Origin of the sequence: Streptomyces sp. NPDC091289 (genome assembly GCF_044757365.1) — a bacterium.
Taxonomy (GTDB): domain Bacteria; phylum Actinomycetota; class Actinomycetes; order Streptomycetales; family Streptomycetaceae; genus Streptomyces.
This window is the reverse complement of the sequence record NZ_JBIVUT010000033.1, coordinates 1-12,515: the sequence shown is the minus strand read 5'-3', so window position 1 is coordinate 12,515 and position 12,515 is coordinate 1. Positions and strand designations below refer to the sequence as shown.

At 72.3% G+C, this 12,515-nt stretch carries 10 protein-coding genes and 1 pseudogene; 8 read left to right on the top strand and 3 right to left on the bottom strand.

What is annotated here, in order from left to right; translation table 11 throughout:
• Positions 1 to 41: 41 nt before the first annotated feature.
• Complete coding sequence (locus tag ACIQPT_RS33715; protein WP_401161602.1) at positions 42 to 518, bottom strand: DUF3515 family protein; 477 nt, start codon at positions 516 to 518, stop codon at positions 42 to 44.
• A gap of 288 nt (positions 519 to 806) precedes the next feature.
• On the opposite strand from ACIQPT_RS33715, the gene ACIQPT_RS33710 reads away from it, so the two are divergent.
• Positions 807 to 1,952: a hypothetical protein gene (locus tag ACIQPT_RS33710; protein ID WP_401161601.1), complete on the top strand. Its 1,146-nt coding sequence runs from the start codon at positions 807 to 809 to the stop codon at positions 1,950 to 1,952.
• Positions 1,953 to 2,020: 68 nt separating this feature from the next.
• Here the strand turns inward: ACIQPT_RS33710 and ACIQPT_RS33705 are convergent, their stop codons facing one another.
• The gene (locus ACIQPT_RS33705) at positions 2,021 to 4,147 is read right to left on the bottom strand and encodes a prolyl oligopeptidase family serine peptidase (RefSeq protein WP_401161599.1); all 2,127 of its coding nucleotides are present in this window, start codon (positions 4,145 to 4,147) and stop codon (positions 2,021 to 2,023) included.
• 176 nt (positions 4,148 to 4,323) lie between these two features.
• Between ACIQPT_RS33705 and ACIQPT_RS33700 the strand changes: the two genes are divergently transcribed.
• The 7 genes from ACIQPT_RS33700 (at position 4,324) to ACIQPT_RS33670 (ending at position 11,135) form a co-directional block, all read left to right on the top strand.
• Positions 4,324 to 4,518 carry a hypothetical protein gene (locus tag ACIQPT_RS33700; protein WP_010063247.1) on the top strand — a complete coding sequence of 65 codons (195 nt, stop codon included), beginning with the start codon at positions 4,324 to 4,326 and terminating at the stop codon, positions 4,516 to 4,518.
• 129 nt (positions 4,519 to 4,647) lie between these two features.
• Complete coding sequence (gene mshB / locus ACIQPT_RS33695) at positions 4,648 to 5,577, top strand: N-acetyl-1-D-myo-inositol-2-amino-2-deoxy-alpha-D-glucopyranoside deacetylase (protein WP_401161597.1); 930 nt, start codon at positions 4,648 to 4,650, stop codon at positions 5,575 to 5,577.
• A complete protein-coding gene (locus tag ACIQPT_RS33690; RefSeq protein ID WP_401161595.1) occupies positions 5,574 to 6,155 on the top strand; it encodes a DUF6113 family protein in 582 nt (193 codons plus the stop codon). Before mshB ends, ACIQPT_RS33690 begins: the two co-directional genes overlap by 4 nt.
• Positions 6,156 to 6,330: 175 nt before the next feature.
• Positions 6,331 to 8,676, top strand: coding sequence for a hypothetical protein (locus ACIQPT_RS33685; protein WP_401161593.1), 2,346 nt, complete (start codon positions 6,331 to 6,333; stop codon positions 8,674 to 8,676).
• A gap of 307 nt (positions 8,677 to 8,983) precedes the next feature.
• Complete coding sequence (locus ACIQPT_RS33680) at positions 8,984 to 10,360, top strand: alpha-amylase family protein (protein ID WP_401161591.1); 1,377 nt, start codon at positions 8,984 to 8,986, stop codon at positions 10,358 to 10,360.
• Between the two features lie 71 nt (positions 10,361 to 10,431).
• Positions 10,432 to 10,800 (top strand): type II toxin-antitoxin system RelE/ParE family toxin, encoded by a 369-nt coding sequence (locus ACIQPT_RS33675; RefSeq protein ID WP_401161590.1) that lies wholly within the window; start codon positions 10,432 to 10,434, stop codon positions 10,798 to 10,800.
• Positions 10,797 to 11,135, top strand: coding sequence for an XRE family transcriptional regulator (locus tag ACIQPT_RS33670; RefSeq protein WP_401161588.1), 339 nt, complete (start codon positions 10,797 to 10,799; stop codon positions 11,133 to 11,135). The genes ACIQPT_RS33675 and ACIQPT_RS33670 overlap by 4 nt, the downstream gene beginning before the upstream one ends.
• A gap of 154 nt (positions 11,136 to 11,289) precedes the next feature.
• Here the strand turns inward: ACIQPT_RS33670 and ACIQPT_RS33665 are convergent.
• Positions 11,290 to 12,515: pseudogene (locus tag ACIQPT_RS33665) on the bottom strand (coagulation factor 5/8 type domain-containing protein); the annotation flags it as partial.

Genomic DNA, 12,515 nt, shown 5'->3' with positions numbered 1-12,515 from the left:
CGCCCCCGGTGACCGGGGGCGAGCCCGCTCGCGTCACCCGGTCAGCTCGTGGTGCCGCAGGGCTTGCCGGCCTTGATCTCCTTCACGGCCGGGGCGAGGGCCGAGAGAACGGCCGAGGCGTCCGTACTCCCGTCGTGGAGACGGACCTGGACGCTGGGGTTGCGGCCATGGGTGGAGAACATCTTGGCGGTCCGGTCGTCCGCGGGCTTCTGGGCGACCCAGTCGACCCCGCCCTCATCGGTGCAGGCGGCACCGGCCTCGGGCTCGGGCATACCGCAGTAGACGATGATGTCGCCGCCGTCCCCCCAGGCGGCGGCGCCGGTCACGTCCGACTTCTCCTGGTCGTATCCGCCCAGTTCGCCGGGGAGCTTGCCGGTGAGCGTGTCGCACGCCGGACTGCCCGAGAAGGGCGGCTTGGTGAGGTTGTAGCCGTCTCCGCTGCCGCAGCCGGCGAGGACGGCTGTACAGGCGGTCAGAGCGGCGGTGAGGCGCAGCGCCCCACGTATGTTCTTGGTCAACGTGTTCCCCGTGTGGGTGGTTGTTCGGTCGAACAGAAACCTATCGCCCGACCGCGCGCCGACCTCATGGAGGATGGGCTTCCGGACCGTCTGCCGATCCGTTAACAGGCAGGCAACTCAACCGTCGCCGCACCGATATACGGACGCTCCATGCTGAACAGCGTACGGCCGTGCGGGTGCCGTGGACCGGCCGGAGCGTCGTCTTGTCGCTCCGGCCGGTCGCCCGCCGCTCCGGCCCCGTCCCCAGGCGTGCTTGTTCATCCGTTCGGGGCAATGGAGTATCACCGGGTGACACTTACACGGGGAGCAAGAATCACCGGCGCGGTTCTCTGCGCGGTGCTGGCAGCGATGGCCTTCGCCTGGATCGTGCGGGACATCCGGGCCGCCGACGGGCCGATGAATCTGTGGGAGTACCTGGGCGCCCCGGACCCCCGGTCGGGTCAGCCCATGACGACCGCACAGGGCAGCCGGGTCCTGCTCGTGACCTACGTCCTGGCCGCGGTGGCCGCACTTCGTTCCTCCTCCGCCGCCTCCTCGGTCCTGGTCATCACGGGTGTCGTCACCCTCGCGATGAAGCTGCCCGGCACCTGGTCCATCGACGACACCTATCCGGTGGAGCTTCGGGACCGGGCCGAACTCGGCCTGTACGTCGCCCTGGCCGCCGCGGTCGCTCTGATCGTCGCCGGGATCGCCGGCCGCCGGCCGTCGCCGGAGGCCGTGCGTCCCGCGGGGCCGGGGCAGGGTGCGGGGGTGGCGGCCTTCCTTCTGCTGGGCGCCGTGGCGGTGGTCTCCCTCGCCTGGGAGATCCGGCAGCCGTTCGTCGTCCCGTCCGGGATCTACCCCGCGTGGTTCCTCGGCGGAGCGCCGGTGCACAGCCCGATGACCGAGGCGCCGCCCGGCTGGGAGAGCGTGGTGCTCGTCCTGATGTCCCTGGTGGCGGCGTTCGGCGCGGTCGTACGTGCAGCGTTCGCCCGGGTGCTCGGCCTGATCGCGGGAGGCCTCTCGTTCCTCGGCGGTGTGCTGGGCACCGCTTTCGCCGTTCGCTTCGAGATGTACGAGAACTTCGCCGATCTGCCCCTGGAGCGTCAGCTGTCCGTGCTGACCTCGCTCTTCCTGGTCGTCGTCGGAGCGGCCGTGATCGCCGTCCTCGCACGCCCGGGAGCCGAGCGCACCTCCGGCGGCCTTCCGGGCCCGTGGGGCGGCTCCGGCCCCTGGGGCGTCCAGCCCCCCGGCTATCCGCCTGCCCCGGGCCCCGGCGTGCCGCCGCAGGCCCCCGGCCATCCGCCGTACGGGGTGCCCGGTCAGCCGCCCGCCTCCGGCCCCGGCGTGCCGCCGCAGGCCCCTGGCCATCCGCCCGCCCAGGCCCCCGGCTTCGGGCCCCCGCAGGACGGCGGCTTCGGGCCCCCGCCCCCGTCCCCGCCGCCGGGCCGGTGAACCGGTGACGGGGAGTCGGGAGTGGTCCGGGCGGTCCGGGCGATCCGGGCTGCCCGGTCGCGCGTGGCTCAGGCTCCGGTCAGCCCCAGCGACCGCTTGAGGAAGTCCACCTGGAGCAGGAGCAGGTTCTCCGCGACCTGCTCCTGCGGCGTCATGTGCGTCACCCCGCTCAGCGGCAGCACCTCGTGCGGCCGCCCGGCCGCCAGCAGCGCCGAGGACAGCCGCAGGGCGTGCGCGACCACCACGTTGTCGTCGGCCAGACCGTGCACGATCATCATCGGCCGGACCTCGGCGGCCGGCTCGGAGAGACCGTCGTCGGTGAGCAGCGAGTTGTACGCGTACACCTCGGGCTGCTCGGCCGGGTCGCCGAGATAGCGCTCGGTGTAGTGGGTGTCGTACAGCCGCTGGTCCGTCACCGGCGCCCCCACGACCGCCGCGTGGAAGACATCGGGCCGCCGCAGCACCGCGAGCCCCGCCAGATAGCCGCCGAAGGACCAGCCCCGGATCGCCACCCGGGAGAGGTCGAGCGGGAAGCGGTCCGCGAGCCCGTGCAACGCCTCGACCTGGTCCTCCATGGTCAGCACGAGGTTGTCCCGTACCGCCTTCTCCCAGCCCGGCGAACGGCCCGGCGCGCCCCGCCCGTCGGCGACGACCACCGCGAAGCCCTGGTCCGCGAACCACTGCGAGGTCAGGTGCGCGTTGTGGGCGGCGACCACCCGGCGGCCGTGCGGACCGCCGTACGGGTCCATCAGAACCGGAAGGGGGCCGTCCGCCTCCTGGTAGTCCGAGGGGAGCAGAACGGCGCACGGAATCCGCCGTGCGCCCCCCTCGGTGAGCGTCACGCGGGCGGCGAGCACCGGCTCCTGGGCGAAGCTCGCGATCCGGGCCAGCCGCTTGCCGTCCCGCACCACCCACGCGGCGGCTCCGGGCTCCTCCGGGACGGCCGAGACCACGACCGAGAGACCGCCCGAGCGGACCGCGGAGTGCACACCCACCCCTTCGGAAATCCGCTCGATTCCCAGCTCGTTCACCCGGTACACATGGACCTGCCCGATCTCCGGCTCGACCGCGTCCTCACCGGCCACCGCCGAGACCAGGATGTCGGACTCCCCGATGTCCAGCACCGCCTGGACGTGCAGCTGCGACCCGGTGAGCGGCCGGTCCCCGACCGCCAGCACCCGCGCGCCGCCCTCGTCGACGATCCGCACCAGCCGCCCGTCCGGCGCCCACGCGGGCACCCCGGGGAAAAGATCCAGCCACACCGGGTCCTCGTCGACATGCACGATCCGGGTCGCACCGGTCTCCGGGTCCACCGCCAGATACCGCTGACTGCGCTGGTCCCGGGCCTGCACCAGCAGCAGCGGAGCACCCGCGGACGACCAGTGCACCTGGGCCAGATACGGGAACGCCGCCCGGTCCCAGACCACTTCGGTACGGGCCCCCTCCAGGTCCGTCACGAAGAGCCGCACCTCGGCGTTGGGCGTGCCCGCCGCCGGGTAGGCGACCTCGGCGGGCCGGCGCTCCGGGTTCGCCGGATCGGCGATGTACCAGCGCTGTACGGGGCTGTCGTCGGCCCGTGCGACCAGCAGCCGGTCCGACTCCGGCGACCACCAGAAACCCCGGTAGCGGTGCATCTCCTCGGCCGCGATGAACTCGGCCAGACCGTAGGTGACCTGGGAGTCCTCCGGCTCGGCCAGCGCCCTGTCCCCCTCGCCCCCCGCGCCCACGACCCGCAGCGCGCCCTTGGCCACGTACGCGATGTGCCGGCCGTCGGGGGACGGACGTGGGTCGATCACCGGTCCCGGCACCGGCAGCGCCCGCGCCGTCCCGGCCCGCAGCTCGGCCACGTACACCTTTCCGGACAGCGCGAACGCCGCCAACTCCGCCGCCGCGTCCACCGCGTAGGAGACGATGCCCGACGAACCCTCCCGGGTCCGCTCGCGCCGGGCCCGCTCCTGTGCCGACAGCTTCTCCGCCGAACCGCCCAGCAGGACTTCGGGATCGGCGGCGACGCGCTCCTCGCCGGTCGCCGGGTCGAGCACCCAGAGCCGGTTGGTCCGGTCCGTCCCGGACGTGGACCGGAGGAAGATCACCCGTGTCTCATCCGGCGAGACGGTGAAGGCGCGAGGTGCGCCGAGAGTGAAGCGCTGGGTCCGTGCTTGCTGGCGGGGAAAGGACAGCTTCTGCGAGGTCATGGCTCCGAACCTAGCCGTGAACTCGGCCGCGCGGCACGGTTCGTGCGCCCCTCGTGCTGCTGTGCCCCGATCAATGCGTTGGCACGGATAGTTATGATCCGTAGCGCTCGGTGGGTAGGAACCTGCTGGCTCCGCGTGTACTCCCGTCCCGACCGTACTGATGGAGGTGAACCGCCGTGGCGCTCTCGATTTCGGCGGTAGTGCTGCTGGCGATCATCGTCTTCCTGCTGATCCGGAAGTCCGGACTGAAGGGAGGACACGCGGTGGTCTGCATGCTGCTCGGGTTCTACATCGCGAGCTCGTCCATCGCCCCGACCATCTCCGATCTGACGACCAACGTGGCGGGGATGATCAGCAGCATCAAGTTCTGACCGGACGCCGGGGCCGGGGCCGGGAGCCGGGGACCCAGCCGGGGCCGAGGCCGGGGGCGGCGGGCGAGGAGGGGCGGGGCACGGGGGCGCGGGGGCACGGGGGGCCTCCGGGCTCGTAGGGTGGTCCCCATGAAGGACCTCCCCGCCCGCCGCCTGCTGCTGGTGCACGCGCACCCCGACGACGAGTCGATCAACAACGGCGCCACCATGGCCCGGTATGCGGCCGAGGGCGCCCACGTCACCCTGGTGACGTGCACGCTCGGCGAGGAGGGCGAGGTCATCCCGCCCCCGCTCGCCCGCCTCACCGCCGACCGGGACGACGTGCTGGGCCCCCACCGCGTCGGCGAGCTGGCCGCGGCGATGAAGGAGCTCGGCGTCACCGACCACCGCTTCCTCGGCGGAGCGGGCCGCTACCGGGACTCCGGAATGATGGGCGCCGAGCAGAACGGCCGCCCCGGCTCCTTCTGGTCCACCCCGGTGGACGAGGCGGCGGCCCACCTCGTCGAGGTGATCCGCGAGGTCCGCCCCCAGGTCCTGGTCACCTACGACCCGGACGGCGGCTACGGCCACCCCGACCACATCCAGGCCCACCGCGTCGCGATGCGCGCCGCCGATCTGGCCGCCGACCCGGCGTACGGCACCGGCGCCCCGCACACCATCGCCAAGATCTACTGGAACCGGGTGGAGCGGGCCGTGGCCGAGGCCGCCTTCGACCGGCTGCGCGCCACCGCGCCCGACGCCTTCCCCGGCATCGCCGCCGTGGACGACGTCCCGGGTGTGGTGGAGGGCGACGAGATCACCGCGGAGATCGACGGATCGGCGTACGCCGGGGCGAAGTCGGCGGCGATGCGCGCCCACGCCACCCAGATCGCGGTCGACGGCCCCTACTTCGCCCTCTCCAACGACCTCGGCCAGCCCCTGCTGACGGCCGAGTGCTACCAACTGGTACGGGGCACAGCGGGCGTGCCCGAAGGGGCGCGTGAGAGCGACCTCTTCGCGGGCCTGCCGGGCGCCACGGGCACCGAGGGCACCACGGGCACCGAGGGCGGTGCGGCATGAGCGGGAACCCCGGCAAGGGGCGCGGCCGCGCGCAGTCCTCCCGCGCTTCCGAGGCTTCCCGTGATTCCAAGTCCTCCCGCGCTTCCAAGTCCTCCCGCGCTTCCAAGTCCTCCCGCGCTTCCAAGTCCTCCCGCGCTTCCGAGGCCTCCCACGCGCCGCGGCGGAACGCGCCGCCCAGGCCGTCCGAGCCCGCCGGTCTCGCCGCCCGTCCGAACCCGGCCCGGATCCCGGCCTACTTGGGCCTGGCCGTGCTCGGCATGCTCGTCGCGCTCGCCGGAACCCTCGTCCAAGCCGCCTGGTTCCCGGGCGGGTTGATCATCGCGCTGGCGGGCTCCGCGGGCGTCTTCTACGGCGGCCGGATCCTGACCCGCACCCAGCTCGGCGCGCTCGCCCCGGCGGCGGGCTGGTTCATCACGGTGTTCCTTCTGCTGAGCGGCCGGCCGGAGGGCGACTACGTCTTCGGCGACGAACTCGGCCTGGTGCTCTTCACGCTCGGCGGGACGGCCGCCGCTGTGATGTGCGCCACCACCTCCAAAGTGCCGCAATCAGCCATCCGCAGCGGCGGGTCCAGTACGTGAAGTGCCATGTACGGGTCCGGAACGACCCCCACAGGTGTGATGCACGGGTGGAGGTTTCCCCCGGTCGCGGAGTGTCCGGGGGTGGCGGCCAGTATGGTGGTGCGCGCGCCGAGCCGTCCCCTGGCCTGCGGCATGGGGGAAGTACGGGCGGCGGAGCCAATCGGGAGAACCTGCTTTGAGTCGTGAAACTGACAGTTCGTCCTCCGGGCCCCAGGGCCGCGGCGGAGCCGCGTACCCGTCGGGTACGCCGCCGTACGGATCCCGCCAGTATCCGTCGCAGCACCCGTCACAGGACGGCTCTGACGAGAACCCGGAATCCGTGGATCCGCCCCGGCCCGAGGAACCGAAGACCGAGACGACGCTGACGACGCGCATCCGGATCAACATCCCCGGGTCGCGTCCGATCCCGCCGGTCGTGATGCGTACGCCGATGGCGGAGAGCGACATCGCCGGCGGCCGTTCCGACGCGGAGCGCACCGGCGCCACCCCGCGCCCCGGTACGCCGCCGTCGGCACCAGGAGCCGGATCCGGACCCGGCTCAGGACCCGCCGACCGTTCCGTCCGTTCGGCGGGCCCGGACGGCGGAGCGCCCGCGGACCGGTCACGGGACGGCGGCCCGGCCGCCGACCCGACGCCCGGGGAGAAGCCGGCCCGGGAGAAGAGCGGCAGCGACTGGTTCGCCCCGCGCAAGGCCCCGGCCACCGGCCCGGGAGCAGCCGCCCAGGGCACCGGTGCGCCCGGCGCCCCCGGAGGCGCTCCTTCCGGCCCCGGCCCCGGCCCCGGCCCCGGCCCAGGCCCCGGCGGCGCTGCGGGCCCGGGCGGTCCTGGCGGCCAGGGCGGCTCCGGCATTCCGAGCGGCCCCGGCGGTCTCGGCGGCCCCGGCGGTCCCGGTGCGGGCGGCCCCACCGGCCCCCGCAGTACCACCGGCCCCGGTGGCAACACGGGCCTCGGCGGCCCCGGCGGCCCCGGCGGCCCCACCGGCCCCGACGGCGACGCGGGCCGTTCGCGTCCCGACCTGCCGTACTTCTCGGACGCCCCGGGCCCCGGCGCCCCGCAGCCCGGCGGCGCTCCGGGCGCGCCCGGCCCCGGCCGCAGCGCGCTCGACGCCTATGGCGCGGAGCCCCCCGGCGGAGGCCCGCGTTCCACCCCCGGCCTCGGGGTGCGTACGCCCGGTCCGTCCGGCCCCACCACGGGACCGGTCACCGGCACCTCCTCGCTGACCCCGAACCTCGACGGCGTCCCCGGCCTCGGCGGACCCGGCCCGATGGTCCCGGGCGTCCCCGGCGGCGTACCGCCCCGGATGTCCGACGACACCGCGATCCTCACGCCGCAGGCCCCGGCGCCCGAGCCCGGCCCCGGCGGCCATGTCTCGGGCTCCACGCTGACCAGCGGCATCCCCGTGGTGCCCAGCGAGCCCCGCGCCACGTTCCCGGGCGGGCCGGGCGCGCCCGGCGGCCCGGTGGCGGGCGGTCCCGGCGGGCCCGGCGGTCCGGCAGGACCCGGGGTTCCCGCGCCCGGCCCCGCCGCCCCGCGTCCGGCACAGCAGAGCACCCCCGCCCCGGCCCCCGCGAAGAAGGGCCGCTCCAAGCTGGTCCTGCTCGGGGTGGCCGCCGTCGTGCTGCTCGGCATCGCGTACGGGGCGGGTCTCCTGCTGAACCACGCCGAGGTCCCCAAGGGCACCACGGTGCTCGGCGTCGACATCGGCGGCGGCACGAAGGAGGAGGCGGTCGCCAAGCTCGACGCCGCCCTCGGGGAGCGGGCCAAGACGCCGCTCCAGCTGTCGGTGGACGGCAAGGAGGAGAAGCTCGACCCGGAGAAGGCCGGTCTCACCCTGGACAGCCAGGAGACCGTGCGCGGCGCGGCGGGGAGCGACTACAACCCCGTCTCGGTGATCGGTTCGCTGTTCGGCGGGGAGCGTCCCGCCGACCCGGTGATCCCGGTCGACGAGGAGAAGCTCGGCGTGGCGCTGACCGACCTGGCGGGCGCTTCCGGCTCGGCCAACGACGGCACGATCCGCTTCGAGCCGAACAAGGCCGTGGCGGTGCCGGGCAAGCCGGGCAAGACGCTGGACGCCGGCCAGTCCCTGATCTCGGTCCGGGACGCCTACCGCGCCCAGGTACAGACCGGGCAGGCCCGGCTGGTCGAACTCCCCGTCTCCACCACCGAACCCACCATCACCAAGGCCGAACTGGACCGGGCGATGAAGGAGTTCGCCGAGCCCGCGATGTCCGGTCTGATCACGATCAAGGCCGGTCCCAAGCAGATCCAGTTCGGTCCGGCCCGGTCGCTGCCGCAGATCCTCTCCATGAAGGCCGTGGACGGCCGGCTGGTCGACGTCTACGACAAGAAGGCGATCGACACGCTCCTGGACGGCGTCTTCGACGGCATCATGGCGGTCAAGGGCGACGGCAAGAAGCACCAGGTCGGTCCGGACGACGTGGCCCAGGCGATGAAGACCGCCCTGGCCGGGAAGACGGAGGCCGAGCGCACGGTCACCATCGACCTGACCGGCCAGGGCTGACGCCCCGGCACGGACACCCGCTCCGCCTGCTCCGCCCGTTCCACCCGTTGCACCCGCTCCGCCCCCGCCCGGGAACGTCTCCGGCCGGGGGCGGAGTCGTGTCGGCGGCCGGGCCCCGATGGGCGCGTCTCCCCAACTTCCCCACCCCGTAAGAACTTTCAGAAACAATCTGGAAACTGTTGCACGCACCTTGACGTGTCCATCGCCGGACGGGCAGGCTCCGAACTCCCCCCACGGCAGCCAGGCGCGTGGCTGCCCACGCCGGGTACGGGCGAACGCCCCGTACCCGCGACCGAAGGAGCCGCAATTGAGTTCCCGCGCCGCACGCGCAACCCTGGCGGGCCTGCTCGCCGCCGGAGGCCTCACGGTCCTCGCCCCCTGGTCCTCCCAGGCGACCCCACCGGGTGAGAAGACCGTGACCGCCACCCTCTTCGAGTGGAAGTACGATGCGGTCGCCGCCGCCTGCACCGACACCCTGGGCCCGGCCGGCTACGGCTACGTCGAGGTCTCGCCCGCCACCGAGCACATCCAGGGCGACCAGTGGTGGACCTCGTACCAGCCGGTCAGCTACAAGATCGCCGGCCGCCTCGGCGACCGGGACTCCTTCGCCGCGATGGTGGACAGCTGCCACGCGGCCGGGGTCAAGGTCGTCGCGGACGCGGTCATCAACCACATGGCCGCCGGGTCCGGCACCGGGACGGGCGGCACGTCGTACACCAAGTACGACTACCCCGGCACGTTCCAGGACCAGGACTTCCACACCTGCCGCAAGGACATCGCGAACTACGGCGACCGCGACGACGTCCAGAACTGCGAACTGGTCGGCCTCGCCGACCTGGACACCGGCAGCGACGCCGTCCGCACGACGATCGCCGGCCACCTCTCCGACCTCCGCTCGCTCGGCGTCGACGGCTTCCGCATCGACGCCGCCAAGCACATGTCCGCCGACGACGTCGCCGCGATCAAGGGCAAGATGGACGACCCCGGCTTCTGGGTCACCGAGGTCATCCACGGCGGGGGAGAGGCGGTCCAGCCGGAGGAGTACACCTCGATCGGCGACGTCGACGAGTTCCGCTACGGCGGCCACCTCAAGTCCGCCTTCCAGGGCGGCGGCCTGCCCGGCCTGAAGTCGGTCGCCGACGGCAAACTGGCCGGCGCCTCCGCCCGTACGTTCGTCGACAACTGGGACACCGAGCGCAACGGCTCCACCCTCACCTACAAGGACGGCGCGGCCCACACCCTGGCCAACGTCTTCATGCTCGCCTCGCCCTACGGCTCGCCGAACGTCTTCTCCGGCTACGCCTGGTCCGACAAGGACGCGGGCCCGCCGAACGGCGGCGCGGCGGACTGCGGCTCCGACGCCTGGACCTGCGTCCACGCCCAGCAGGCGGTCACCGGCATGGTCGGCTTCCACAACGCCACGGCGGGCGCGGAGCTGACGGACTGGTGGGACGACGGCGCCTCCGCCCTGGCCTTCGCCCGGGCGGGCAAGGGCTTCGTCGCCCTCAACAACGGCGACGCGGAGCTGACCCGCACCTTTACGACGACGCTGCCCGCGGGCACCTACTGCAACGTGGTCGCCGCCGCCCCGGACGCCTGCGACGGCAACGAGGCCACGGTCACGGACGACGGCACGGCGACGGTCACGGTCCCGGCGCGCGGGGCGGTGGCGCTGCACGGGTAGGGCAGCATTCAGCGAAAATTACCCCTGCGTGATATCGTGCAGGGGTAATCTCGCAGTTGGCTGGAGACTGAATGCAGTACAGGATCGTCGTGGTGGAGCCAGCGAGGAGCTGGTTACATCAATTGCGCCAGCATGACCGAGACACGCTGATTCAGGTCACGGCGGCCATCAACGTCCTCCAGCGGGAAGGGCCCGCACTCGGTCGTCCACTGGTCGACCGGATCGTCGGCTCGTCCCTGCCGAACCTGAAGGAGCTGCGGCCGGGATCGTCGAGGGCCAGTGAGGTGAGGATCCTCTTCGTGTTCGACCCCGCGCGTAATGCGGTCATCCTTGTTGGTGGCGATAAGGCAGGCCAGTGGTCCGGGTGGTACCGGACGGCGATCAAGGAAGCGGAAGCCGCTTACGCGGCTTACGCGGCAAGCGGGAACGAGGAGTCGTGAGAGCTGAACCGAAAGCGGCGGACGCCGCCGACTGGGACGACCTCAAGGGCGAGTTCGACTTCACCGCCGAAGAGGCCGAGAGGGTTGAGCAGCGCACTGCTGCGTTGCTGTCGGAGGTCAGGGCATACCGTCTCGCAGAGGTGCGCAAGCGCCAGCAAATGACGCAGACAGCGGTGGCCAAGGTTCTCGGCGTCACTCAGGGGCGCGTCTCGGCCATAGAGAAGGGTGCGATCAATCGAACCGAGGTCGAGACGCTCGCCGCGTACGTGGCGGCGCTGGGTGGTCAGTTGAAGCTGGTGGCTGATTTCGGGGACGAGACGTTGGTCCTGGGGTGAAGCAGCGGGGCGGGCGAACGGCTGGGCCATTCCATGGTCAGTTGGCCGTCGGCGTGTGACGGCAGCGGAGCGGGGCCCGGCGCTCAACAGCAGCCGGGCCCCGCTCCCGTACAGGTCCCGAGTCGAGAACTCGAGAACTACAGGAACTCGAGAACTACGGGAAGTTCACGACCTGCGAGGGGATCGTGTCCGTGCCGGACGTGGGGGATCCGACCTCGTTGATCACGTGCTCGTACTGTCCCTGGCCGCCCAGTGAGACGACGATCAGGCTGTGGAACTTCACGCCGGGCTTCACCGGGGCCTTGAAGCCGTGGCCCTGGACGATCGTCGGGTCGACGTTGTAGAAGCAGTAGCTGCCCATGCCCCAGCCCTCGTGCTCCTCGACCGAATCGTCGACCCGGTAGGCCGCGTAGCCCTTCGTGTCGCCGTTCTGGATCGCCTCCTGGTTAGGTGCGTCGTAGGCCTTCTCGTTCTGGAAGAAGATCGTGCGGCCGCGCTCGCCGTACCACTCCACGTCGTACTTGTTGAAGTGCTCGACGAACAGGCCGGTGGCCAGGACGTCGTCGCCGTTGACGCGGACGCCGTAGTCGGCCCGGTTGGTCTCCCAGCCCCAGCCCTCACCGTGGTCCGCACGCCACACCCACGTGTGGTCGATGATCGTGTCGTCGCTGTTCACCACGATGCTCGTGGTCGCCTTGCCGGGACCCGCGCCGCCGATCCGCACGAACACGTCCTGCAGCGACGTGGGGTTGGCCGAGTGGTCCGCCGAGGCGTTCTCGGGGCCGACCTCGATCAGCGTCTCGGAGTTCACCGGTCCCGCGTCGACCAGGAGGCCCGCGAGCTTCACGCCGGACACGTCACCGACCTTGATCGCGGTCACCCCGTTGTCCGGGATGATCGTGGCCAGGCCGAGGCCGAGGGCCACGGTGTCCGCGCGGTCGATGTTGATCGTCTCGTCGATGTGGTAGACGCCGGGCGTGAAGAGCAGGTGCAGGCCCTGCTCCACGGCCGCGTTGATCGTCGCGGCGTCCGCCCCCTCCTTCACGACGTAGAACTGGTCCAGCGGGATCGACTCGCCCGCCGGTGTCCCGCCGTCCCACGAGACGCCGCGCGCGTTCTCACGCTTCTCCGGCACGAAGACCTTGTAGTCGTCCCCGTCGAGGTAGAGGAACGGCTTCTCGCGCGAGATCGGGGTGGTTTCCAGGGTGGTGTACGGCGGCTCGGGGAAGCTGTTGGCCGGTGCGCCCTCGACGCCCGAGAACGTCATGTTCCAGACGCCGTTGCCCCAGCCGCCCACCGAGCTGTCGCGGGTGTACCACTGCTGCTGGGAGTACGGTCCGACCTCGCCGTCGATCTTGCTGTCGGCGATGTAGCCGCCGC

Excerpts from the sequence above, each read along its gene's own strand:
- ACIQPT_RS33705 (WP_401161599.1), bottom strand. The coding sequence starts at position 4,147 with ATGACCTCGCAGAAGCTGTCCTTTCCCCGCCAGCAAGCACGGACCCAG.
- mshB (WP_401161597.1), top strand. The coding sequence starts at position 4,648 with ATGAAGGACCTCCCCGCCCGCCGCCTGCTGCTGGTGCACGCGCACCCC.
- ACIQPT_RS33690 (WP_401161595.1), top strand. The coding sequence starts at position 5,574 with ATGAGCGGGAACCCCGGCAAGGGGCGCGGCCGCGCGCAGTCCTCCCGC.
- ACIQPT_RS33675 (WP_401161590.1), top strand. The coding sequence starts at position 10,432 with ATGCAGTACAGGATCGTCGTGGTGGAGCCAGCGAGGAGCTGGTTACAT.